Genomic DNA, 24,535 nt, shown 5'->3' with positions numbered 1-24,535 from the left:
TAGTCTTGCAGAAGTAATTTGCTGCAACGAGTAGCAAATTACTTCGTTTTTATTGATGAGTTATTGCTGTTGCACCATCTTTTTTAGCTTTAATGAAAATAATACAATTAAAGCACCAAATAGTACGGCGTAAGTGGCGACTAACCAAAGTAAAGTATGGATCCCTGCGCTAGGATTAAAGATTAAATATAAACCAAATAATACTGATATTGCCCCAGTAATAATTAATATCCACTCATTAGATATTTCCGCTCTTAATTTAAGCGCAATTAAAATTTCAACAGCGCCAATCGCTATGGCCCACGCAGCGACATAATAAAGTAATAGTATCGCGGTAACGTTTGGTGCAAATAGGGTAACTAGTCCTGCGATGATTGATAACACCCCACCGGCCAATAACCAGCGCCAATAGGGATTGTGTTGCTTAGAGTTCCAAGCAACCCATGTTCTTAGCATGCCATCAAATAAAAAATAGCCCGCAAAAAATAACAACATAATACTCAGAGATGCATTGGGTGCTAACCAAGTAATAACGCCAAAAATAATTGCAATGAGGCCGCGTACTAACAGTACTGACCAGTTTTTTGAAAGTGTGGTGGTTAGATCCATTCTATTCCTTAATGACAGCGCTAAAATTATATTTAACAGCATAAATACTGCATATACGTTAGCTTGTGTAGGTACTTAGGTCAAACTCCACGTTATGTGTATAGCGTTGGGGCATTTTGACCTTTGGGAGCTAAAATTCATTCCATTTTAGGGGCGAGTAGATCATGACGCTAGATTTGTAACCTACGTGGGCTAAGTGAAAATAGAGCAAAGTTTGTGCATCTTCCCATGTTTCTAATCTACATCTATGCGGGCAACAAAAAATTAAACGTCCTAGGCAAAACCGTTCGAGCTGATAGACCCTGATTTTACCTAATGAGCGCTTTTATTCATTCAAAATAAAGTTTTTGAGACTTTTCCACGTCGTTTTGTAATACGTTTCTTAAATAGCTTAATGATGTGTTTGGCTAAGGTTAAAAATGAGAGAAACCGACGTCTCTTGATGCTATTAGCTTTAAATTTGATATGCCACTTTCTTTTTGTTTTACGTCCTAATCACATGCAGCGTTATTGCTTACTTATGGGAAATAACCACACTATATAGCTTTGTCTTACCTAAAAACCAAATATATTGCTGTAATAGTAACCTAGAAAGATAAATACGCCCTAGAGCGAAGTTTCTAGTGAAGTATACTGTTTTTAACTTTTAAATAAGTGTTAACGCTTTTATAGTTAATAACAGGTAAGGTGCTAAATTAAAACAGCTCAAGGAATTGATTTATGGATAAGTACTTCATAACATTATTAAAACTAATTGGCTTGTCCATATTATTTTCTTTGAGTTTCAGTTTATTCGCACAGCCAGAGATAACGGTAAAATCTCTGTTTGATAATGAGAACAAAGAAGATAGTCAAAGTAACCCTAATTCAGAGGTCGAACAGTCATTACAAGCAACGGTAATTACTTCCGCGGAAACCGGCAAAGAAATTGATATTGATTCTTTGCCCTATGATGAATTCCACCGTATTACTCCTAGTACTACAATGCGGGCTTATTTACGTGCTGTAAACCAACGCGATTATGCCCTAGCAACAAATTATTTAGATTATCGAAATTTACCACCTGAAGTTAAAGCAATTGCACCAGAGTTACTGGCTGAGCAACTGTCACTGGTTTTTGATCGCACGCTATGGATTGATATCGATACATTAAGTAACAAACCTGAAGGAAAGAAAAATGAACCAGTACCTAGTTATCGAGATTTAGTTGCTGAGATAACGACGTCGCGAGGGCCTGTACAAATATTATTACAACGTGTTCCTGATGAAAAAGGAAATAATAAAGTTTGGAAAATATCGAATGCAACAGTTAGTAATATCCCATTTTTAATTGATGAATTTGGTTATAACGTGCTTGGCGAGTGGCTTTATAATAATTTACCCAAAACACAGTTGTTGGGAGTAATGGTATGGCAGTGGGTTTATTTTATCGGGTCGTTTTTTGCGTTCTTTTTGCTTGCGATATTAATTACACGAATTTTTGCAGCGATCTTACATCGTTTTATAGTGCAAACACCTGACGATGTACTCGCGCTTATTAAAGGGCCTATCTGCTTATTGTTGGCTGTACTTTTATCGCGTTCACTTTATGATATTTCCAATGTTACTATTACAGTCGTTGCGCTTGCTCAAGGCGCAACAGTATTATTAGTTGCATGGACTTGGGTGTTTTTACGTTGCGTTGATATTATTAAACATCGCCTATCAGATCGCTTTATTGAGCAAAAAAAACCACAAGCTGTATTTTTGTTGCGTCCAGCAAGTAATGTGCTAAAAACTCTGGTCGTGATTGTGGCCGTATTATTGTGGTTTGAAAATTTAGGTTTTAATGCCACCACCTTACTTGCAGGCTTAGGTATTGGTGGATTAGCCATTGCATTGGCAGCGCAAAAAACGGTAGAAAATATAATAGGGGCAATTACTTTATATATCTCTTCGCCAGTGAAAATAGGTAACTTATGTAAATTTGGTTCAAGTATGGGAACCATCGAAGAAATAGGCTTACGTGCTACCCGAATACGTACTTTAGATCGATCTGTTATATACGTCGCAAATGCAAAATTTGTTGATATGCAGTTAGAGAACATTTCAGAGCGAGAAAGAATTTCCTATCGCCCTAACTTAATGCTCAGTGCCAAAACTAAACAACATGATCTATTAGCTTTTATGGCCGCATGTAAAAACTTACTTGATAAGCACGAAAAGATTGATGACACGCCATGTCGAGTTCGTTTTAAAGGCTTTACGCCATGGGCATTACAAATTGATTTATTGAGTTATGTAGTAACAACTGATTTTTCCGAGTATATGGAAATAATCGAAGAGTTAAATTTAGCTATTCTAGGCTTACTCAATGAGCATAATTGTCAATTAGCGAATCCTGAATTTGCTCGAGTTAGCGGGTGAAATTGTTAGTTTGTGTAGTTGGTTTATAAAGACATATCTATAGATGATTACATACAGCCAATACAGTTTCACCATTGAAATTAACAGGACAAATGTCCGCATGAAATAAATATATTTGCATAATTTTTCTAAAATTATTCTATCATGTCGCCATATGTTGTAAAAAGTTTATATTTTTGTACATATTAATGCAGTAAAAGTGTCACACAGTGCTATAATCTTCAGCGTTCGTTCAGCCTCTTTACTTCGTTTTGCACTCTCGACAAAGAGGTCCGCGCAGCTTAACTTAAGGCGCGAAAAATTGGCCGAACCCGCCGAGTGAATTTGGCGCAACACATCAACCGTTGAATAAGAGTGCACTAAAAAGGTTAAACCCCGACATGAAAGCAATGAAAAGATCTACGTTAGCAACCCTAATCAATGCAACGTTGTTCTCTGCCGTAGCAGGTACTTCATTTACAACTCTTGCTGCTGATGAACAAGCTCCAACTGCGCAAAGCAAGCAATTAGAAGTTATTCAAATCACTGCGCGCAAGCGTGTAGAAAATGCACAGGAAGTACCTGTCGCAGTATCTGCATTGCAAGGCGATAATTTAGATGCTTACAGCTCTGCTGGCATGGATATTCGCTTTATGAATGCGAAAATCCCAAGCTTATCGATTGAGTCTTCATTTGGCCGTTCTTTCCCACGCTTTTATGTTCGTGGCTTAGGTAATACTGATTTTGATTTAAATGCCTCGCAACCAGTATCATTGGTAGTTGATGAAGTAGTACAAGAAAATGCTATTTTAAAGGGCTTCCCTGTATTTGATGTGGCACGTGTTGAAGTATTACGTGGCCCACAAGGCACCTTGTTTGGTCGTAATACGCCGGCAGGTTTAGTTAAATTTGATACAGTTAAACCAAGCCAAGATTTTGATGGCTATGGCTCTGTATCTTACGGCAGCCGAGGTGCAGTAGACTTTGAAGGTGCAGTTGGTGGTGCATTAACAGACCGTTTATCAACACGTGTATCAGTACTTTGGCAGGATAAAGACGATTATATTGATAATCGTGCGCCAGGCTTTGAACAAAAAGATGCTCTGGGTGGCTACACTGACCAAGCCGCACGTATCCAATTCTTGTATGAAGGCAATGATTTTACCGGTTTATTTAACTACCATGTGCGTGATATGGACGGTTCACCAATTGCTTTTCGTGCCAATGTTATTAAAAAAGGCAGTAATGATTTAGTTGATGGCTATGATCATGATGTAGTTTTTCATGATGCAGCTTCTCGTGCGACACAGCAGGTTGAATCTCAAGGTGCCAATCTAAAACTTGAGTGGGATTTGGCTAACCATACTATTACCTCTATCTCAGCATGGGAAAGCGCAGAAATTTATTCTCGCGCAGACATCGATGGTGGTTACGGTGGTTATTCAATTAATGACGTAGCTGTTGCAATGGGACCTGGGTTTATTCCATTTTCTTCAGAAAGTGCTGATGGTATTCCTGAGCACGACCAGTATACGCAAGAACTTCGTTTATCAAGTAACTTCACTGGTGACTTAAATTATCAAGTAGGTGTATTTTACTTTGATGAAGCGTTAACCATTGAGAACTACAGCTATGATACTGCTGCTAATGGAGCACTAAATGGTTATGTTATTCAACAGCAAGACACTAAAGCGTGGGCAGTCTTTGGTTCGGTTGACTACACACTAACAGATGACTTTAAAGTGACTGCTGGCCTTCGTTATTCTGATGATGATAAAGAATTCTCTGCAAATCGTACATTAAGTCCTGCTGGCGGTGGTGCACTGTTTTTAACTGAAAACCCTAGTGATGATCACATCAGCTGGGATATTTCATCAAGCTATAAAATTAACGACGATGTTAACTGGTATGCACGTATTGCGAATAGCTTCCGAGCGCCAAGCATTCAGGGCCGTATTTTATTTGGCGATGAAGTAACGATTGCTAAGTCAGAGACTGTTACATCATACGAAACAGGTATCAAATCAGATGTGTTAGATGGCCGCGGCCGTGTAAATGCGACTGTTTTTTACTATCAAATGGATGACCAGCAGTTAACGGCTGTAGGTGGTGGCGCTAATTTTAACCGTTTAGTAAATGCTGATAAAACGACCGGTTATGGTTTTGAGCTAGACACTGAGTGGGTATTAACTGATGAGTTGAATGCTACATTTAACTTAAGCTACAACAAAACTAAGCTTAAAGATAATGACCTTGCTGTTGCTGTATGTGCGCAGTGCACCGTGAAAGATCCTACATTCCAAGTTCCTGGCGCATTTGGCCCTGAAGATCGCGCTATTTTGGATGGCAATAGCCTTCCGCATGCGCCGGAATGGATCTCTAATTTAACGCTTCGTTATACTAAAGAAGTAGCTGGTGGTGACTTCTTCGCCTATACCGATATTTCATACCGCAGCGAAATTGACTTCTTCTTGTATGAGTCAGTTGAATTCGAAGGTAAATCACTATTAGAAACTGGCCTACGTGCTGGTTATAACTGGGCTGAAGGTGATTATGAGTATGAAGTATCTGCGTTTGTACGTAACTTATTTGACGAGCAACAAGTAATCGGTGCAATCGACTTCAATAATAACACTGGTATGGTAAATGAAGAACGCTATATCGGTGCAGAATTTAAAGTGAAGTTTTACTAAACTCCATTTTAGTTAAGTAGATTTAAGCCCGCATTATTTGCGGGCTTTTTTTTTTACGCTAGTGAAAAGCCTTATTAGAGCTGCTAAAGTAGCGACAATTAAATTTAACAAGAGAAGAACAATGGCTGGATTTTGGAACTACCGAGTGATTTTTTGTGAAGCAACTAAAGATGAAGCGGCGCAATATCAAATACATGAGGTTGAATATAACCTAAATGGTAAAGTAACGAATTGGTCAGAAACGGGCGCAGCGCCTTTTGGCAACACCTTAGATGCGTTACGAGATGACGCAGAGCGTTTAAAAACAGCATTTGAAAAACCTGTACTAAAAGTTGTTAGAAAAGAACGTGGCTACGAGTTGGTAGATGTTGAAACGGGTGAAGAAGCATTTGCAGAGCCGCCAGCAGGTTTAACAGCATAAGTATTAAACCAAAAAGGTGCTATGAGCGCCTTTTTTGTTGCTGAAAAATAAAGGAATGAGGATGACATTAAAAGCAGTATTATTTGATATGGATGGCACTTTAGTTGATTCAGAAAGTGTCCATTTTAACTGTTGGAATGATGTTTTAGCACCGTTTGGCGTGCGCTATGAAGAAGATGATTTTTGCCAACGTTTTTCAGGTCGACCGACCTTAGATGCGGCAATTGAAGTGGTTGAGCAATATAACTTATCGGTTTCACCGCAGTGGTTAGCGCAGGCTAAATATGATGCATTCGAGCAATTTGTTACCACTAATTTACCTCCTTTAATGCCTTTTGCCGAAGAGGTATTAGAGGCAGTGAAGCAAAGCGATCTTAAAATGGCATTAGTGACGGGTAGTTCACGCCATGAGGCCTTACCTATCTTAAAAGGCTATGGCTTTTATGAATGGTTTGACTGCGTAGTGACTAAAGACGACGTGCAAAATCCAAAACCTGCGGGAGACCCTTATTTACTTGCACTGACAACATTAGGGATTTCAGCAGAGCAAGCAATTGCTGTTGAAGATACACACACCGGCGTTACAGCAGCAACTAATGCAAACGTAGCTGTGGTTGCAATACCGAATAAACACACCCTAGGCCACGATTTAAGTTTAGCTGTTTCTCGCATGGATAATTTACAGCAGCTATGGCAATGGGTACAAACTAAGCTATAGTTTAGTCTGCTTGGTGATAAACAAGGAGACCGATATGCTTAAAGGACTAACAGTATTATGGTTGCTGATCAGTACTTTTACTTGCTTAGCAACTGATACACAGATCACCGCTGATGCCCAACTTGCCAAGGTTTACCCACAAGATCAAGCGCTTGCCATTGAAAACTATCTCGTTAGTGAGAAGTTTGATGGGGTCCGTGCGATTTGGACGGGAACACAGTTGATAACCCGTAATGGCAATGCCATTAATGCGCCAGGCTGGTTTATTGCTGATTTACCTAATTTGAGGTTAGACGGTGAGTTGTGGACCAAGCGCGGTGATTTTGCAGACCTCAGTGGTATTGTGCGCACTTTACAGCCGTTGGATAGTGACTGGCAAAAAGTCACCTATCAGATATTTGACATGCCAGATCAACATAATCCCTTTGCAGTACGCTATGAAAATTATCTACGTTTAGTAAAAACATTAAATAAGCCTCACATCCAAGCAGTACAGCAGTATCAATTTACCACAGAGCAGGCATTATCTGCGTACTTTGATAAAGTAACTCAGCAAGGTGGTGAAGGTGTAATGCTGCATTTAGCCTCGGCAATGCATAAAAGTGGCCGTTCTGATGCGCTGTTAAAGTTAAAACCTTATTTTGATAGTGAAGCGGTCGTCATTGCTCATCTTCCAGGAAAAGGCAAATTTACTGGCATGCTAGGGGCGTTAAAAGTAGTTACACCACAAGGAAAAGAGTTTTCAATTGGTACTGGCTTTAGTAACGCACAGCGCCAAAATCCACCCGCAATAGGAGCGACGGTGACATACCGATACCATGGTTTTACTAAAAACGGTTTACCACGGTTTGCCAGTTTTTTACGTCAACGCGATCCTGATTAACATTTAAAAAAAGCCGTAAGTATGCTAAATTGCGCGGCCTTTTGATGTTAGTTGTGGTGAAGTAATGGTAGTTGGTTTTGATTATGGTAGTTCTAATTGCGCAATGGGTGTAATGAATGCTCAAAATACTGTTGAGCTGGTGCCCCTAGAGCAAGGTAAGTTTTACCTCCCTTCAACCTTATACACACATCACAGTGCTTTAGTTGTCGATTTTGTTGCTCAGCATCTAACAGGTACAAGTTATGAAACTGATTTTAAAACCCAGCGCCAAGCCCTGCTCAATAGTATGGTGCGGATCAAGTCTGACTTAGATCTAGCCCCCGGTGATGAAAGTCTTTTTATTGGCCGTGAAGCAATTAACGAATATGTGCAATTTCCTGAAGAAGGCTATTTTGTTAAATCCCCTAAATCGTTTTTTGGGGCAATAGGCTTAAAGCAAGGGCAAATCAACTTCTTTGAAGATATTGCCACCGCAATGATTTTAAAAATCAAACAGCGTGCTGAAACATCACTACAAAAAGAGTTAACACAAACGGTTATTGGCCGCCCGGTAAATTTCCAAGCCGTGGGTGGAGAGCAATCAAACCAACAAGCAATTGGTATTTTAGAGCGTGCAGCAAAACGAGCTGGCTTTAAAGATGTGGCTTTTTTATATGAACCACTCGCAGCAGGAATTGATTATGAAAGTGACTTAAATCACGATCAAAAAGTATTGGTTATTGATATTGGTGGTGGTACCAGTGACTGCTCATTTGTGCAAATGGGACCTAGCTTTCGTGATAGTAGTGACCGTGATCATGACTTTTTAGCGCATACAGGTAAACGTGTTGGCGGTAATGATTTAGACATTGCTTTAAGCTATCACGCATTAATGCCATTGCTTGGTTTAGGCAGTCAGTTTAAATCAGGTTTACCACTGCCTAATCAAGCATTTTGGCAAGCATGTAAAATTAACGATGTGAACTTACAAAGCCAGTTTTATAGTCAAAGCCATCACCGAGAATTACTTACGCAGTTACGTGAAGTACAAGCACCTGAGTTATTTCAACGACTGATCGATTTGCAGCAAAATAAGCAAGGTCATCAGCTGGTACAGCAAGGGGAGGCGGCAAAAATTGCGCTTTCGTCAGTGACTGAGTATGACTGTGAATTAGGGTTTTTAGCGCCGCAATTACATAAAGTGCTATCACGAGCTGATTTAGCTGTGGCGGTTGATGATTCGATTATGCAAATAGTAAGTTTAGCAAAACAAGCGATTAAAGATGCAGGGACCGTTCCTGATGTGATTTACCTTACCGGTGGCAGCGCGCAATCGCCACTAATAAAAGCTGCATTAGTTGAGCACTTAGGTGATATTAAAATGGTAAACGGCGATCACTTTGGTAGTGTAACCGCCGGACTCACTAAATGGGCAAGTATGCTTTATCGTTAAAGGGGGCTTATAGAATGACTTGTCGGGTTGCGAGGTATTTCTCGTAATCTGGCAATGACCGTTCAAGCTCGTTATGCATCAAAGGCGAGCTTAAAATCATATCTGCGCTGACTTCATTACACGCCACTGGAATATTCCATACCGCAGCTAAGCGTAATAACGCTTTAACATCAGGATCATGAGGCTGAGATGCAAGTGGATCCCAAAAGAAAATCAATACATGAATTTCATGCTCCGCAATTTTAGCGCCTAACTGCTGATCGCCTCCCATAGGGCCACTAAGTAGTTTGATAACTTCAAGTCCAGTATTTCGCTCAATTAAATGACCTGTGGTGCCTGTGCCATACAATGTGTGCTTACTGAGGTTATCGCGATGTTTATTACACCAGGCTAGCAAGGCTGCTTTTTTACCATCGTGTGCAACTAAAGCAATATTTTTTTGCGCTGGAAGGGTTTGCTGTTTTTGTTCCATGTTGACTCTTTTTCTTTTTAGATGAGTAGATTAACCGCAAGAACTACAAATACTACACCTGTTATACGATCAATCCAAATTTGGCTTTGCGGGTGCTCTCGAAAGTAGCCTGCAATTTTATCGCCAAAGTAAATATACGTGCAGTCAATCGGAAACGCAAAAAGTGGATACAGTAAGCCAAAGAAAGCTAATTGAAATGTAGTTGATGATGACAGGGTTGGATCAACAAACTGCGGAATAAACGCAATAAAAAATAACGCTACTTTAGGGTTGAGCACTTCAGTCATCATAGCCTGAAACATAATATTAGTTTTTTTCTTGGTGCTTACATGGGGTTTATCTTCGCTACTGCACTCTGACTGGATAAATGTGCTTTTAAACATCATAAAACCTAAATAACATAAGTAGGCAGCACCAGCGTATTGTACGCTGGTATAAGCCACTTCTGAGGCTTTTAGGATAGCCGTAAGACCGACAACGGCAAATAAAGTATGCGCCACTCCGCCTAAAGCAAAACCAAATGCGCTTTGTAAGCCTGCTGCGCGGCCATTGGCAAAAGTTTGCGCCATTAAAAAAGCATTGGAAGGACCTGGTGCAACAGCGATGAAAAAACTCGCGGCTAAAAATGACAGTAAAAATTCAAAATTGATCATTGTTTTTATGTGTTTTTAGGGTGATAAGCGTGTGCTTTATTACTGAGCAGTATAACCCACAGTGGCAGCAATAATAATAAGTGAAAAGCAATAAACTCGGGCGCATTGAAAGGGAGCACTTGGGTGAGCATAACCAATGCTCCAGCGCCGCTCATTTGCATTAAACCGATTAACGCAGATGCAGTACCTGCTTGTTTAGCAAAATGTGACAATGCCATTCCAGCCGCTGAGCCTAAGCTAAGTGCAAAGCCTAGCGCAGCAATCAACACTGGCAGCATAAAAGCAAAGGCACTTTTAAACTGGCCGAGAATTAAAATCAGTACACCAGAGAAAATTAATAAACTCATACCTATGCGTAACGCTTTTTGACTATGGCGTTTGATATACAATGGTGCAATAAAGCTAGCTACAATGCTAACAATGGCATTGAGAGTAAACCAAAAAGTAAAATCGCTGACCGATCCACCTAACTCGGTCATGATCCATCCCGGTGCTAATGTTACAAAAGCTAAAATAGCCGACATTGCCACCATACAAATTAGGCTATTAAAAAGAAAAATAGGCGTGCTAATGATTGGTATAAAACGACGTAAATCGAGTATGTGGCCCTCATAGTGGCTATCCGCAGGGCGTGTTTCTTTAAAATATATGGCAGTGATCATTAGTCCAACACAAGCAAACCCCGCCAAAAATAAAAAGTTCATCCGCCAGCCAAATTGCACAGTCAGCCAAGCGCCTAAAATAGGCGCTAACGCGGGAATAAAACACACAATACCATTTAGGTAAGTGATCATTTGGCCGCTTTTAGCACTGCCGTAGGTATCACGAACAATCGCAAATGCAACCACAAAAGTGGCACAAGCCCCAAAACCTTGCAGTGCACGTGCAAGCATCAGAATGCTAAAGCTAGGTGCTAAAAAAGCCAACATCCCAGCAAATCCATACAGTGTGATGCCAAATAGTGCGACTGGACGGCGGCCAAACTTGTCGGCTAAAGGACCTGCTATAAGCTGACCTAAGCCAACCGTCAGCATAAAAATAGCGACGGTAAGTTGCACTTGCTGCTCATCAATAGCCAATGCTTGCGCAATATCAGGAAATGCGGGTAAGTAAATATCAATCGCTAATGGGCAGAATATAACCAGAAGAGCGAGAATTAAAATAACACTAAGATGATTGCGGCGATCGGTTGTTGGCATGAGTGCTCCTTTTGCCGCGTATTTTAGGTCTGCAAAGATAAAAAAGAAAGGGCATATGACCCATCTATCAATAAGATTATAAGTATAAATGCACTTTTGCTAACTGGTCTGATGTGCTAATTTTGCAATAGCGACATTCAATGGAAAATAATAATGAGTAATAAATCTGCAGTTTTAACAGCATGGCATAGTTTTAAGCGTCTACCATTTGGCAATTGGTTATTTACTAAAGTAGTGTGTTTTAAAGCCCCTTATTTTGGCTCCATGAAACCCACTGTTTTAGATTTACGTGACGGACATTGCAGCGCAATGGTTAAAAACCGACGGAGTGTGCACAATCATATTGGGACTATCCATGCTATTGCGCAGTGTAATTTAGCTGAGTTATGTGCCGGTGTGATGGTTGATGCTACCGTGCCGTATAAAACTCATCGCTGGATCCCTAAAGGAATGACGGTGCAGTACTTAGCGAAGGTTGATACTGATGTGACAGCTGTGGCAGAAATTGCAATGCCAAGACAATGGCTAGATAAAGAGGATTTAGTGGTACCAGTGAAGCTTTACAATACTCGCAGTGAATTGGTCTTCACTGCTGATATTACAATGTACGTTACTAAGAAAAAGTAAAAGAATAATAAAGCGATTACTTTTTCTCAGCGGCTTGTTTGTTGAAAAACGACAAGTCATTATCACCTTCACTGAGCGCAGATGTAAGCTCTGGCTTTGATTCTGCGTTATTGGTAATTAATTCAACCGTTTCAGCTTCATGGCGTTGTTTTAAGTTACCTTCAATAATTGCACCAGCATCAATACTTAAAGTATCTTGATAAACATCCCCGTGCACTTGCGCTGAACGTTCAATAACTACTTTGCTGGCGTTGAGTGAGCCGATTACTTTACCTTTTACAATCACGCTTTCAGCGACCACTGAGCCTTCAACACAACCGGTATTACCAATAACTAAATGGTTAACACGAACATCACCATCTATGCGACCATCAAGCTGTACTTCACCTTGACTCACTAGGCTGCCCGTTAAGCGAACATCTTCAGAAATTATCGAAGGAGTGTGGCTAGTTCTTTTTAGTTGAGAATTTGCAGAACTACTTACTGTTGATTTTTTTTTACCGAACACGAGAAAGCGCCTTTGTTATTTTGACTGGATTGACATGTTTGTCGTTAAGTAATACTTCATAGTGTAGGTGAGTGCCAGTACTTCTGCCAGTGCTGCCCATTAATCCGATAACATCATTTTTGGTTACCGTTTGGCCTTTTTTAACGTTGATTTTATTTAAGTGACCAAACCGAGTTACAAAGCCGTTTTTATGTTGCAGTTCGATAAAATTACCATAACCACCGTTGCGTCCTGCGCGTAATACAGTGCCATCAGCGGGGGCGAATATTTCGGTTTTATGCCAACCTGCTAAATCAACACCTTTATGATAAGCATGACGGTTATTCACTGGATCTTTACGCAGGCCAAAACTACTCGAAATATAGTAATTTGCTGCAGGCAGAGTTTGCGGTAACTCACTGAGTAAATTTTCAAGCTTATTCAACGCCAATAGTTTATCTGCGATGACTAAAAATTCAGCTGGGATCTTTGATTCATCAAATAAATCCAGCGGACCACCTTGCGCGGTTTCTGTCATATCACCATCTAGACGACGCGCCAAGGCGGTATCAAGTCCTGCACCTTTGAGCATCGCTAAAATATCGTGCTGGCGGCGTTCTATTTGTTGCTCTATTTGTAAAAAGCTGTGTTGGTATTGGCTATCGAGTAGTGCAAAACGTTGCTCGATATTAACAGAGTCAGAGAGTGAAAGAGTGTGTGCGCTGTTAGGGTTTTCATCAACTAATGGTTCGTGGAACTCTTCTTGTTGTTCGCCGAGTTCACCTTCTGGCGGCGCTGCTGGCAGTGTGGGATTACTCATCGACTCAGGTAAAGAATCGATCATGCTCTGCAATAAAGCATGCTTTTGCTCTAGCACCGCAAGCTGGGCTAACTGTTTATCGTATTGTGCTTGTTGTTCTTTACTTTGTTGCTGCCACTGTTGTTGTTTTGATAATTGGCTTTGTTCGATATCGGAAATCTTGTTGGTTTGAGAGTATATTCGCAGGGTCGAAACAGCCAACCAAATTAAAGCAATTAAAATAATAGCTACGGCTGATATTTGTAACCAAGGTGCTAATATCACATGTTTAACCTCACCATTTTGGCGGATCAACAGCTGTCTAGCTGGGAATAATTTGTGATAAAAAGACTTAATAAATGCTGACATGGCTTATAAACACTGGCTATTAACCGAATTAAGATAGCAATCTGAGCTGAAAAAGCCAGTAAAAAATTGTAATTAATCTTAAAAAAGGAGGCGTTGGTCGCCTCCTTATAATAAATACATTTAATAAATGTTTACAACTTAGTTACTTAGCAGGAAGAACCGTTCCTTCTACGCAGCCAAAACCGATACGAGCAAAACCGGCTTTTTCACACCAACCACGCATAATAACGTTGTCGCCATCTTCTAAAAAGCTGCGCTGCTCACCATTATTAAGGGTTATTTTTTCTTTACCACCACGAGACAGTTCAAGTAATGAACCGGCTTCTTCATGAGTCGGACCTGATTGCGTACCTGAGCCCAGCATATCACCTGGCATAAAGTTACAACCATTTACTGTGTGATGAGTCACCATTTGTGCCACTGTCCAGTATGAATGTTTGAAACTTGATTTAGATACTAATGAAGGTGCAGCACCTTGTTCACGCATTTTAGCGGTCTCAATTTGCACGTCCATTTTTATATCAAAGGCGCCAAGCTCACGGTTTTGGCTTGATTCTAAATAATCTAATGGTTGTGGGTCATTTTCATCACGAGTCCATGATGTTTTATAAGGTGCTAATGCTTCGGTGGTTACAATCCACGGTGATACAGTTGAAGCAAAGTTTTTCGCAAGGAATGGACCTAATGGTTGGTATTCCCATGCCTGTAAGTCACGTGCTGACCAGTCATTGAATACACAAAAACCAAATACATGGTTTTCAGCGTTTTCGATAGCAATGGCATCACCTAATTCATTACCTTTACCTAAATAAATGCCTAGCTCTAACTCATAATCTAAACGTTTACACGGACCAAGCGATGGTACTTCAGCGTCTGGCGCCTTAGTTTGACCATTTGGGCGATGAAAGGTTTGACCTGACACATCAATTGATGAAGAACGGCCATGGTAACCAATGGGTACCCATTTATAGTTAGGCAGTAACGGGTTGTCAGGACGGAATAAGCTACCGACTGCTGTTGCATGATAGATAGATGTGTAAAAGTCAGTGTAATCGCCAATACGACATGGCAATGCAAACTCAATGTCTGCTTGGGCAATTAATGCGTCGCTTAACTTAGCTTGTTCAGCGGCGCCTTCGCGTAATGCTTTAGATAATGCTAAACGTAGCGCTGACCAATATTGCTGACCAAGACCCATAAATTCATTTAATGTTGCTTGGCTTGCTGCTGCTATGGCTGTTTGTGCATCGCCTGAGAAAATAGCTAACTCGTTTACTTTGGCAAGGTCGATAACTTGGTCGCCAATGGCAACGGCACCACGAAAAGCTTCGTCAGAGTTCTTACGACGTACTTCTGCAAATGGTAGGTTTTGAATTGGGAAGTCACAATTTGCAACGTTCGCTGAGGCAACCCAGCTAGTTAAATTTATATCATGGGTTTCGTTAATTAAACTCATTACATTTCCTTTGGTTTAGTCAGTCGCGCTTTACAGTGGATATGGTGATGAATAGCGCGATTTAAACAGTGAAATTCAGATTGTCATTTATAATATTGATGAAACGACAAAAAGCAGCGAAGTACGCTGCTTTTTAAATTTACAATACGGTGCTTATAAAACGCCGCGGCGCTCTTGGTCGCGCTCGATTGATTCAAACAGTGCTTGGAAGTTACCTTCACCAAAACCGCCGTCATCAACACGTTGGATCATCTCGATAAAGATTGGGCCAAATAAGTTTTTCGAGAAAATTTGCAATAAGTAGCAATTTTCACTTTGGCTATCGACTAAGATCTGATGTTCACGGATCTTTTCTTTATCTTCTGCAACCCAAGGTACACGATCGAAAATTGTATCGTAGTATTCAGGGATAATATCAAGCGTGGCAATGGTTGATTTATCAAGCTTATCTAGTGAGCTTACTAGGTCATCTGTTAAGAATGCTAAATGCTGCACGCCTGGGCCATTGTATTCACCAAGGTATTCATCGATTTGGTTGTTATCGTTGCCTTTACCTTCATTGATTGGAATCGAGAAGGTGCCGCACGGTGATTTAAGAGCATAAGAGATCAAGGCTGTTTTTTGGCCTTTGATATCAAAGTAACGAACCTCAGTAAAACCAAAGACGTCTTTATAAAAGTTAGCCCATGTTTCCATAGTGCCTTTATAAACGTTATTAGTTAAATGGTCGATGCGAATAAAGCCTTTATCATCAACAATGTTTTGTTCGCTTAAGTCTTCAAAGTCTTGCTCATAGATTGAACCTTTGTCACCAAATTGCTCAATAAAATAAATTAAGCTGTCACCAATACCGTAAATTGCCGGGTATGGTAGGTCTTTATGAGTTGAATCAGTCGCGGGTTTTGCACCACGCGCTACTGCCGTGTCAAATGCCTGTTGAGCATTCTCTACACGCCAACCCATAGAACAAATTGCAGGACCATGACTTTTTGCAAACTCTGCAGAGAAACCATCACGTTCATTATTTAGTAAAAAGTGAATATCGTTTTGGTTGTAATAAACAATGTCTTTACCTTTAAATGTTTTGAGCTTTGAAAAACCAAAATCGGTAAATACTTTATCCATATAATCTGCATCAGGTGTAGCGTATTCAGTAAACTCGATACCTACCAAACCTAAAGGGTTAGTTACTTCACTCATTATAATTCTCCCGCAATAAACACTGCGTCTTGTTGTGTCTGATGCGCAGATAATTAACCATAATTGGCAGCAGGGGAAGAGCCGATAGCTATTTAGGCAAACGGCTCTTTGTAAATTAAATGGGACGATCATTTTAAAATGCATAAGCATTAATGCTTGGTTTTGAGATTTGTATTGAAAGGCCTTGTATTAAGTAACTTAAAATTTTGTTAACTTATTGATAAATAGAATTAATTTATTCTTATTTAAGGGGGTAAATAATTAAATAAAGGAACTATTCCCCCCTTATTAAATATACGTGGTGTAATAAATTGTTTACGCTAGAGCCGTATTTGTTAAAAAACTAACTCTTCTGCGCTAAGCTAAGGTTACTAGTAATGGCTGGGGCATTTTGCTAGCAGTGCTACAGCGTTTCGTTGAACGTGCGTGGTGGCCTATCAGATGTGTTTAATGAAGCTGTTGAAAAGTAATTTATAATCTTTTGTTACGCGCTTTGAAGTCAGCCTTATTAATATCGTAACTTAAATCGACGTTTGGTTGGCAGGAATTAATCATGGCGATATAAATAGAGCAACTAAAATCCCCACAAGCGGCATAGCTTGTGGGGAGATAATAAACACAACGTTACGGTTTTTCAGCAACTACTTCAAGCTCTTCAGCTAAAATGTGCTCTTGTGTTTGTGGCTCGTGTTGACCTTCAGCACCGTGCATCCATTTAACAAGCTTGTCGCTTAGTAAGTACATGATCACAGCAGAGAGAACAGCAGTAGCGCCTAAACCAATAAAAATGCCCAATGCGTTATCAAGCGCTTCTTCGCCTTCACCTAAGAATGAACCTACGAAACCAGCAATCTTATTCGCAACAGCAGTACATAGGAACCAAATTCCCATTAGCATTGATGCTAAACGCAGTGGTGCTAGTTTACTCACCATTGATAAGCCGATCGGCGATAAACATAATTCACCCAAGGTATGGAATAAGTAAAATAATACTAACCACATCATGCTGATCTGTAGTGGCTCACCTTGACCTTGGGTCATAAGTGCTAAAATCATAGTGATAAAGCCAAGCGCTAAGAATATCAACGCAATGGCAAATTTAACTGGAGAATTAGGCTCTCGTTTATCAAGTTTCAACCATACTATGGCAACCATAGGCGCAAAAATAATGATGAAGATTGAGTTTAATGATTGGAACCAAGACGCTGGAATTTCAAAGTTGAACAACATACGATCAGTGTAATCATTAGCGAATAAATTCATCAAGCCACCGGCTTGCTCAAAACCCATCCAAAATATGATACTAAATACACTCATAGTGAAAATAACTTTTATACGGTCAGTTTCCACTTTTGTGAGCGGCTCTTTGGTATTTGAAGTTGATTGTGATTGCGCTAATTTAGCGGCAGGAACAACACCAATATCACCTAAGTACTTATTACTAAGTACTACTTGCATCGCTACCGAAATTAGCATACCAATACCAGCAACAACGAAGCCATATTGCCAACCCATAGATGCAGCTGCGAAACCCGCAACAAGTGGACCAAGCGCACCACCTAAGTTGATACCCATATAGAAGATTGTGAAGGCGCCATCACGACGTTGATCACCCTCTTTATACAAGTCGCCAACCATAGTTGAGATGTTAGGTTTAAATAAACCGTTACCCATACATAATAAAGCAAGACCGATATAAAATACGTTTTCCTGTTGGCCGGCTAACATATCGTGGGGGATACCCATAGTAAAATGGCCAGCAGCCATTAGTAGACCGCCGATGATAATAGCTTTTCGTTGACCAAGTACGTTATCAGCTAACCAACCACCAAATAATGGAGTGATATAAACCGCCATTGTGAACGTACCATAAAGGCTTAGTGCGTCTGCATTACTCCAACCAAAACCACCGTCTTGGACAATAGCAACAAGATAAAGTACTAAAATGGCACGCATGCCGTAATAACCAAATCGTTCCCACATTTCTGTGCCGAACAACAGAAATAATCCTTTAGGATGCCCTAAAAAATCACCTGCTTTAGGTAATGAACTCATATTTACTTCCTAACTCAACGTTAATTATTGCGGCCTTATATTTTTTGCTTTGGTCGTTCATGTGCTTTCAACACAAACAGAACGGGTGGCCATGAATATTATTTTTAATGCAGCTAAGGTAATGGTTTGCTCACTAAGATTGCTTAGTGGGTAAGAGTCACACCCTTATCCTAGCTACAATTGCGCCTAAGTATACATACACGGGCAGTGCAGGGGAAGTGCTTGCGATAGTTAGATTACTGATGGCTTTAAAGCGTCAGCGTAAGGCACGAAGGGGCTTTGCGGTAATAAGCGTAATGAAATGACACTTGCTCATTTTTTGTATAGCGGGTAAATAAGGTGGCATTGAGGAGCTGTTACACAATGCGTAACAAATACTAAAGGCCGAGTAATAAATTACTCGGCCTTTAAATAAAGACTTATTAACAGTGTAAATTAGTTACAGTAGTTACTATCAACAAACGTTAAATCATTAACATGTGAAGGGCCATCCATAATGAATGTTGCCGCCGCAGTATTTTGATCTAATCGGTAAATTTTAGCGTTCTCGCCTTTTACACGTCCTGACACATAAATTGTGCCATCTGCAGCAATTGCGATACCTGATGCTTGATCAACACCATGCTCACCAATTAAAGACAACTCCATTGAACCTTGGTCAATAGTATAAAGTGCTTTACCGGTAAGAACGTAAAGAACATTATTATCAGCTGAATAAGCAATATCACCATCAGCGAACGAATCACCAGGGAAAGTTAATTTACCAAGTACTGTTTTATCACCTGTAGCTAGGTCAAAATCGTACATGTATGTTTTGCTTGTGGTACGTAATGTTGTGCCATCAGCGTTCATTGCAGAGCGGTAAATCGGGTACGAAGTTGCAGATGTAACCAATGCCTGCTCATTCGTAGCAAGGTCAAGTGATAAAATTTGCGAGACTTTAGTCGAGCTATCTAATTGCTCCATGAAATATAAAACACCATTATGTGATGCAATATTTGATGCCGTGTTACTTAAACCCGTTACTTTAGAGTATGTGTTTGTGTCAGTATTGAAAAAGTAAACAAATCCTTCTTCATTCGTACCGAAGTTATTAATACCGTATAAGCCAGATGCACATTGGCTAGTTACTTTAACATCATCAATAAACGCACCTAATGAATCAGATTTACCTGCTCCGATAAATTTAAGTTCGGTTGCTGCTGAACTTGCTTTTACAGTGTACGTAAACTTTTGCCAGCCTTTGGTGGTTGAATTTAACGTATCGAGTAACTCACCATCCCAATATACTTCTGCTTTATTAGTATTTGCATCGCCACTTACACGTGCTGAATAATAAAAGCTTACTTCATAGTTATGATCAACATCAGTATTCAATGTTTGCGAAACGCTATAATTAGCTGTCGAATCTAACTCTAAATACTGGCTGCCATCTTGAGCTTTGATAAGGCCAAGCTTATTGGTTTGGATTTCAAACTTAGCATTGTTTGAACGTTGCCAACCTGAGACTTGATTTAATAATCCCCATGTTCCAGAAATTGTTGCAGTGTTTTCAAAAGAACCATTTGCTACTAGGCTCGTTGATGCTGATGCAAAGCCTGAAGCGATCAATAAAGGTAATGTTGCAAGCTTAAACAATGAGTTTTTCATAGTACTTTTCCTACCAAGTAATTCATTTTGTTTTTGTTAACATTTTTATTAACAATTTATGGTACTATTTTGCTATAAATATTGGGTTCGGTCAAATGTTGAACATGAGCGTTTTCGCAATAATTCACTGCTTTATTTGTCTTTTTTAAATAATTCATTTGCAAACAGTGACTTGCTGAATGTAATTACTTTGAAAATATTTTACTTATTTTATAACTAAAATTTTAGCTGAAAATTAAGTTAATACATTTGTTTAGGTCGGTATGCCTTAATTAGTAATTAAGGCTTTGTAGGTTTTTACGGTATGATTAACTTAGCTATTATCTTTATTTGAAAATGTTAACCAGCCGGGCTTTTGATTGCGATTTAGCTTTCCTAAGACCGTAATAGCTTTTTCAAGAGTAATACGCTGGGTTGCGATATCTTTATAAACTTGGTTGGCAATTTTTTTGCGTTTAACAGCAGCCCCAGCATCTAAAAATGATTCAGCCACTTGTATGGCAAATCTTTTTAATGGGCCTTGTTGCTGGCTGTCGGTTTTATTGTCTAGCTGTTGCTGATGTTTATTCAAACGTTCATTAATATGCACAAGCTCTGCTTGGCTGTATTCATTTTGCGCATGATGCATTTTTTTTATCTCTAATAACGCACTGCTTAAATAAGCATGCTCAAGCTGACTAAATGTACTGATCAGTGATAAGCGCGTTAAGGTTTTTTTAAACTGTTCAGCTGAGCAATTGTTATCTAAAAGCATACTTATGCTATCGTAAATCTTTTGCCATTGTTGCCAGCCATAAACATAGCCTAAGCCAGCTCCTTTAATGTTTTGCATACCAATGATGACTTGGTGACAGTGAGGCCTCGCAAGTGCAGTTAGCATGATCGTTAATTGATCGGGGGTGACCTTGGAGTTAGTAATTAATATGCATTTACTTTTGACTAATTCCAATAATATTGTTTGTAAATTATGTTGATTCTTTTTTAAATCACTCAACAAAGGCCGCATCTGTTGATAGCTTAAATAGTGATTAAAAACATCTTGCAAACTTATTCGCTGCTGTTCACTTAATGTTTGTGCCTGTCCATTGAGCCAATCAGTAAATTGCTCTGCATTATTCAAGGCGGTAAATTCTTTTGCCTGGTAGCTACCTTCAAGTGCTTTATTCATTATTTCGGCAACTGTATCTGCTTCTTTAATGCAGTGTAGCTGAGAGCACAACAATTCTAATTCCTGTAAATCATTATTACTAATTATTCGTTCAAAGCGCTCAGCAAAAGCGTGCAAGTAATAGCTATAAAAGCCATCAACATTGGTACCAATGACAACCATTTTATCAAACGGTAAATCTTCGACGAGCATCTGGGCAAACACTTTTGAACGTGCTACACGGTCATTTCGGTTGTTAATCAAGGCGATGGTTTGTTTACTTGGATCCTTGCTTAGGCCAAATAAATCTAAGCGTCGCCAGTTCTCTATGGTCGCTAAGCGTTCATTGGCTGACATACTATTAACGAATGACATGCTAAAATGTGTAAAAGGTACAGGGCTAAAGTGTTGTAAAACACCAATGTCAGGTACTATACGCTGTGCTGTTTCTTTAAATACAAAGTCTTTTTCCAGGCCAATGTAGGCTGCCATCTTACATACTAAAGCAATATTATCCGGGTGCTCTTCATATGGGTAAAGTGCTCTAATGTCGGGTGTGATTTGATAACCATCGCCCCAATGTGCCTGAATTAAGGTACTGCTTTTTTGTGTAGCGTCTTTATCTAAAATAGGGAACATGGTTTGTTCGCTAGTAAAAACCTGACTTTTGGGGGCGATAAAGTTTGCCATTTCTTTAGCCACATCAATACCTGTTGGTCCTAATATATCTTCATGATCAGGATAGGCATTGGTAATAGTTGAAAAGTTATCTTGCATCCACTGCCTGAGTATTTTGACGTAGCGAGGTGTTAAGCCCATGCACTCCCATAAAAAGACATCTGCTTTGACATTTTTAGCAAAATGTAAAACATCACTTTGCTCCCAAATACTGGCTTTATCAAATGGGCGGAATAAAGGCACTTCAAATTGTTCACCATTGGAGCGAGCATAAATAAGGGTTGCTTCGCAGCCCGTTGTTTTCGTTATTACTTTTAACGCAAGACTGCTGAACAGCGCGGCTTTTAAGCGTTCAGTGCCAGATTTACCTCGGGTGCCCCAACCACCAATACTGACTGGAATTGCTTGACGGTCGGTTTTTATACGTCGGCTTATGCGAATATGACGTCCCCAAAAATAAACCATAAAACCAACTACAAAAAAGATAAGCTGACCAATACTGTTTTGATAGATTGAGTAAAGATACTCTTTAAAATTCAGCCAAATATTTACCAGTAGTGGAGAAAAACTTAGCTTGTTATAAAGCTTACTAATATTTGGCTCTACATCAAACGTACAACCGAGTTGTTCACCATAGGCTTTAAATTCAAAACTAAAACCGTGCTTATTGAGTGCTTTCAGGTAATTGTTTTGCTCTATTTCGTTACCTTTACGTTGCGTATCTAAACTATCAATATTAATACTTAGCCAAATATAACTGCTAATTCGCTGAAATAATGACTTTGGCGGGGTAACTAATAAAATACCATCTGGCGTATAGGTTTTTGCTGGCTGTTTTAAATTGTCTTGGCTCAGTACCGAGAGTAAGAAATCAGGTAACGGTAAATGTGGCCGCGCTGAGTATTCATCAGTATCAAATAACGGTTCGCCAGGAACATTGGTAGTGCTTATCTCCGCTACAGAGCAACTAGGAACATGCATAAAGGCAGATGGTTTTCGGGCTTTGCTATGATTAAAGCTTTGGCGTTTGTCTGTGCTTGGGTTGCGCCATTCATGTATAAAACGCCACAACCTAAACGCATAACGATAACCACTGCGGATCTGCCATGTTAATTTATTTTTACTAACATTGTAGCCTTCGCTTTGCTGAGCTTTACGACTGAGTAAGCGACCAAGTAACTCTTCATCTAATTCTTTATCGAGCTGAGATAGGGTTGCAGAGTTTGGTAATACTTGCTCTAACTCAGCCATTAAATTTTGATGCTCAAATGCAACTAATTGCTCTCTGGTACGGCTGATAAAACGGCGAATAGCCAGCACCGGCTCGCTCTGCAATCGTTCATTTAAACAATTGATATAAGTTGTGAAAACGCTATTTGGTTGGTTTGTCTCTAATTGTTGATTGAGCATCATACGAGCTGTGAGCTCTAACGTTAAACGTTTAATGGCAAAGCTTTCATTACCACTTAATAGTTGCCACCAGAGTTTGAATGCAAAGTTGTCGGTATCTATACGCGGGCTACTTAGTTGTTTAACTAACGTAAAGCGCACGGCATCAACGGTTTCTATTTTTAATCGTTCGGTTAATAAATTTTGTAAAAAACTGACAGAAAAATTACCAGCTTGCTCTATAACACTTTGCCTTACTCGTGGATAACTGTGTTCGGCTAACTGCATTAACAGGTTTTCACATAAGTGGCTCAATGTGTTCTGGCTGGTTAAAATTTTTGGTAACGCAGCTAAAATAAATAACCGTTCTTCAGCATTAAGTTGGCACTGATCAGTTTGTTGGATCAGCTGCTGCATAAATGCACGAATGTAGGTTGGCCGTTGATGGATCAAAATTTCTAATATATCCAAACGGGCTAAATGCGGTGTATTCACCTCTTCTAATGCTAATACTAAGGTTTCAATTAAATTTGCACTTAGCTCTGGATCGCCATCATGGTTATGCATCAGTTGTACTTGATTCGCTAAGGCACGGTATAGCGCATTTCTTACATGTTCATTATCGGTCTTGGTTAATAATTGTAAAAAGAAGCTCTCTAAGTCCAGAGTTTGCCACGCTTTTGCTATATCGTTTGAAGATTTTTTTAAATAGCGATTACTTAAGTCGCCAAGCTTTCCAATTAAAAATTTAAGAGTTTGTTCAATATCAGCGACTATATCTTGGTAACGGTTGATCACAGCACCTTCGTCAAACCAACGATTAAAGGCAAGTTTATCTTGGCGTAATTGTTCAGACGTGGCGCCTAGTTGCTGAGCGTAATCTAAAATATGGAATTCACGTTCGGCGCTGATTTCTGCATGACTGAGTCTTTCAATAAAAAGCAGATAACCGGCATCCAACTTTTGTAAACTTTGCTGTTTATGTTCTACGCGATGACGTAGAAAAGCAATTGCTTGGCGCAATAGCCAAATATCCTGATCTTCGCCATCGGGCATATTTTGCAGCAATTCCCACTGCGCTAGTTCATCAACAAGTTGACGGTATTTTTGGCGATAAAGGTCCAGCCAAAAATTAGCAATATCAGCAAACAATAGATGTTCTAAGCGATCTTTTAATTCGCTAGAGGGAGTAACTTTCTTGGTGTTTGCCATA

18 protein-coding genes are annotated in these 24,535 nt (G+C 39.7%); 7 read left to right on the top strand and 11 right to left on the bottom strand.

Annotated elements, in window-relative coordinates:
- Positions 1-60: 60 nt before the first annotated feature.
- Entirely contained in the window at positions 61-609 is a 549-nt protein-coding gene (locus tag H5163_RS04115; RefSeq protein ID WP_145237379.1) for an HdeD family acid-resistance protein, read from the bottom strand.
- Positions 610-1,329: 720 nt separating this feature from the next.
- Between H5163_RS04115 and H5163_RS04110 the strand changes: the two genes are divergently transcribed.
- From H5163_RS04110 to yegD, 6 genes are all read left to right on the top strand, one after another.
- Positions 1,330-3,015, top strand: a complete 1,686-nt coding sequence (locus tag H5163_RS04110; protein WP_182731078.1) for a mechanosensitive ion channel family protein — start codon at positions 1,330-1,332, stop codon at positions 3,013-3,015.
- Between the two features lie 380 nt (positions 3,016-3,395).
- A complete protein-coding gene (locus tag H5163_RS04105) occupies positions 3,396-5,687 on the top strand; it encodes a TonB-dependent receptor (RefSeq protein ID WP_182734434.1) in 2,292 nt (763 codons plus the stop codon).
- A gap of 121 nt (positions 5,688-5,808) precedes the next feature.
- Complete coding sequence (locus tag H5163_RS04100; RefSeq protein WP_145237374.1) at positions 5,809-6,108, top strand: hypothetical protein; 300 nt, start codon at positions 5,809-5,811, stop codon at positions 6,106-6,108.
- Positions 6,109-6,169: 61 nt separating this feature from the next.
- Entirely contained in the window at positions 6,170-6,826 is a 657-nt protein-coding gene (locus H5163_RS04095) for an HAD family phosphatase (protein WP_182734432.1), read from the top strand.
- Between the two features lie 34 nt (positions 6,827-6,860).
- A complete protein-coding gene (locus H5163_RS04090) occupies positions 6,861-7,709 on the top strand; it encodes a DNA ligase (protein WP_182734430.1) in 849 nt (282 codons plus the stop codon).
- Between the two features lie 64 nt (positions 7,710-7,773).
- Positions 7,774-9,141 carry a molecular chaperone gene (yegD, locus tag H5163_RS04085; protein ID WP_182731081.1) on the top strand — a complete coding sequence of 456 codons (1,368 nt, stop codon included), beginning with the start codon at positions 7,774-7,776 and terminating at the stop codon, positions 9,139-9,141.
- 7 nt (positions 9,142-9,148) lie between these two features.
- Here the strand turns inward: yegD and H5163_RS04080 are convergent, their stop codons facing one another.
- From H5163_RS04080 to H5163_RS04070, 3 genes are read right to left on the bottom strand one after another with little or no spacing between them, the layout of a single operon-like run.
- Positions 9,149-9,613, bottom strand: a complete 465-nt coding sequence (locus H5163_RS04080; RefSeq protein ID WP_145237363.1) for a methylglyoxal synthase — start codon at positions 9,611-9,613, stop codon at positions 9,149-9,151.
- Between the two features lie 17 nt (positions 9,614-9,630).
- Positions 9,631-10,266 (bottom strand): LysE family translocator, encoded by a 636-nt coding sequence (locus H5163_RS04075; protein WP_182734428.1) that lies wholly within the window; start codon positions 10,264-10,266, stop codon positions 9,631-9,633.
- A gap of 5 nt (positions 10,267-10,271) precedes the next feature.
- Positions 10,272-11,465 carry a multidrug effflux MFS transporter gene (locus tag H5163_RS04070; protein WP_145237358.1) on the bottom strand — a complete coding sequence of 398 codons (1,194 nt, stop codon included), beginning with the start codon at positions 11,463-11,465 and terminating at the stop codon, positions 10,272-10,274.
- A 153-nt stretch (positions 11,466-11,618) separates the two neighbouring features.
- Here H5163_RS04070 and H5163_RS04065 point away from each other — a divergent pair, with 153 nt between their 5' ends.
- Positions 11,619-12,092 (top strand): hotdog fold domain-containing protein, encoded by a 474-nt coding sequence (locus H5163_RS04065; protein ID WP_145237355.1) that lies wholly within the window; start codon positions 11,619-11,621, stop codon positions 12,090-12,092.
- Between the two features lie 16 nt (positions 12,093-12,108).
- Here H5163_RS04065 and H5163_RS04060 read toward each other — a convergent pair whose 3' ends face one another.
- From H5163_RS04060 to H5163_RS04030, 7 genes are all read right to left on the bottom strand, one after another.
- On the bottom strand, positions 12,109-12,600 hold the full coding sequence (locus tag H5163_RS04060) for a polymer-forming cytoskeletal protein (protein ID WP_145237352.1): 492 nt from the start codon (positions 12,598-12,600) through the stop codon (positions 12,109-12,111).
- Complete coding sequence (locus H5163_RS04055; protein WP_182717061.1) at positions 12,590-13,747, bottom strand: M23 family metallopeptidase; 1,158 nt, start codon at positions 13,745-13,747, stop codon at positions 12,590-12,592. Before H5163_RS04055 ends, H5163_RS04060 begins: the two co-directional genes overlap by 11 nt.
- Positions 13,748-13,889: 142 nt before the next feature.
- Entirely contained in the window at positions 13,890-15,203 is a 1,314-nt protein-coding gene (gene fahA / locus H5163_RS04050; RefSeq protein WP_145237348.1) for a fumarylacetoacetase, read from the bottom strand.
- Between the two features lie 153 nt (positions 15,204-15,356).
- Positions 15,357-16,403: a 4-hydroxyphenylpyruvate dioxygenase gene (gene hppD, locus H5163_RS04045; protein ID WP_145237345.1), complete on the bottom strand. Its 1,047-nt coding sequence runs from the start codon at positions 16,401-16,403 to the stop codon at positions 15,357-15,359.
- A 624-nt stretch (positions 16,404-17,027) separates the two neighbouring features.
- Positions 17,028-18,458, bottom strand: a complete 1,431-nt coding sequence (locus tag H5163_RS04040; protein ID WP_145237342.1) for a peptide MFS transporter — start codon at positions 18,456-18,458, stop codon at positions 17,028-17,030.
- 435 nt (positions 18,459-18,893) lie between these two features.
- Complete coding sequence (locus tag H5163_RS04035) at positions 18,894-20,108, bottom strand: DUF642 domain-containing protein (protein WP_182734426.1); 1,215 nt, start codon at positions 20,106-20,108, stop codon at positions 18,894-18,896.
- 313 nt (positions 20,109-20,421) lie between these two features.
- The gene (locus H5163_RS04030) at positions 20,422-24,534 is read right to left on the bottom strand and encodes a poly-gamma-glutamate synthase PgsB (protein WP_182734424.1); all 4,113 of its coding nucleotides are present in this window, start codon (positions 24,532-24,534) and stop codon (positions 20,422-20,424) included.
- Position 24,535: the final 1 nt, after the last annotated feature.

The sequence above is a fragment of the Pseudoalteromonas sp. SG44-8 genome (assembly GCF_014164125.1).
Classification (GTDB): domain Bacteria; phylum Pseudomonadota; class Gammaproteobacteria; order Enterobacterales; family Alteromonadaceae; genus Pseudoalteromonas; species Pseudoalteromonas rhizosphaerae.
The sequence above is the reverse complement of the archived record's forward strand: the minus strand, read 5'-3'. Positions and strand labels throughout refer to the sequence as shown.

What these genes read in the sequence shown, in the direction of transcription:
- yegD (WP_182731081.1), top strand. Translation starts at nt 7,774, where the DNA reads ATGGTAGTTGGTTTTGATTATGGTAGTTCTAATTGCGCAATGGGTGTA.
- H5163_RS04030 (WP_182734424.1), bottom strand. Translation starts at nt 24,534, where the DNA reads ATGGCAAACACCAAGAAAGTTACTCCCTCTAGCGAATTAAAAGATCGC.
- H5163_RS04070 (WP_145237358.1), bottom strand. Translation starts at nt 11,465, where the DNA reads ATGCCAACAACCGATCGCCGCAATCATCTTAGTGTTATTTTAATTCTC.
- H5163_RS04040 (WP_145237342.1), bottom strand. Translation starts at nt 18,458, where the DNA reads ATGAGTTCATTACCTAAAGCAGGTGATTTTTTAGGGCATCCTAAAGGA.
- H5163_RS04095 (WP_182734432.1), top strand. Translation starts at nt 6,170, where the DNA reads ATGACATTAAAAGCAGTATTATTTGATATGGATGGCACTTTAGTTGAT.
- H5163_RS04110 (WP_182731078.1), top strand. Translation starts at nt 1,330, where the DNA reads ATGGATAAGTACTTCATAACATTATTAAAACTAATTGGCTTGTCCATA.
- H5163_RS04105 (WP_182734434.1), top strand. Translation starts at nt 3,396, where the DNA reads ATGAAAGCAATGAAAAGATCTACGTTAGCAACCCTAATCAATGCAACG.
- fahA (WP_145237348.1), bottom strand. Translation starts at nt 15,203, where the DNA reads ATGAGTTTAATTAACGAAACCCATGATATAAATTTAACTAGCTGGGTT.
- H5163_RS04035 (WP_182734426.1), bottom strand. Translation starts at nt 20,108, where the DNA reads ATGAAAAACTCATTGTTTAAGCTTGCAACATTACCTTTATTGATCGCT.
- H5163_RS04055 (WP_182717061.1), bottom strand. Translation starts at nt 13,747, where the DNA reads ATGTCAGCATTTATTAAGTCTTTTTATCACAAATTATTCCCAGCTAGA.
- H5163_RS04115 (WP_145237379.1), bottom strand. Translation starts at nt 609, where the DNA reads ATGGATCTAACCACCACACTTTCAAAAAACTGGTCAGTACTGTTAGTA.
- H5163_RS04090 (WP_182734430.1), top strand. Translation starts at nt 6,861, where the DNA reads ATGCTTAAAGGACTAACAGTATTATGGTTGCTGATCAGTACTTTTACT.
- hppD (WP_145237345.1), bottom strand. Translation starts at nt 16,403, where the DNA reads ATGAGTGAAGTAACTAACCCTTTAGGTTTGGTAGGTATCGAGTTTACT.
- H5163_RS04075 (WP_182734428.1), bottom strand. Translation starts at nt 10,266, where the DNA reads ATGATCAATTTTGAATTTTTACTGTCATTTTTAGCCGCGAGTTTTTTC.
- H5163_RS04100 (WP_145237374.1), top strand. Translation starts at nt 5,809, where the DNA reads ATGGCTGGATTTTGGAACTACCGAGTGATTTTTTGTGAAGCAACTAAA.
- H5163_RS04080 (WP_145237363.1), bottom strand. Translation starts at nt 9,613, where the DNA reads ATGGAACAAAAACAGCAAACCCTTCCAGCGCAAAAAAATATTGCTTTA.
- H5163_RS04065 (WP_145237355.1), top strand. Translation starts at nt 11,619, where the DNA reads ATGAGTAATAAATCTGCAGTTTTAACAGCATGGCATAGTTTTAAGCGT.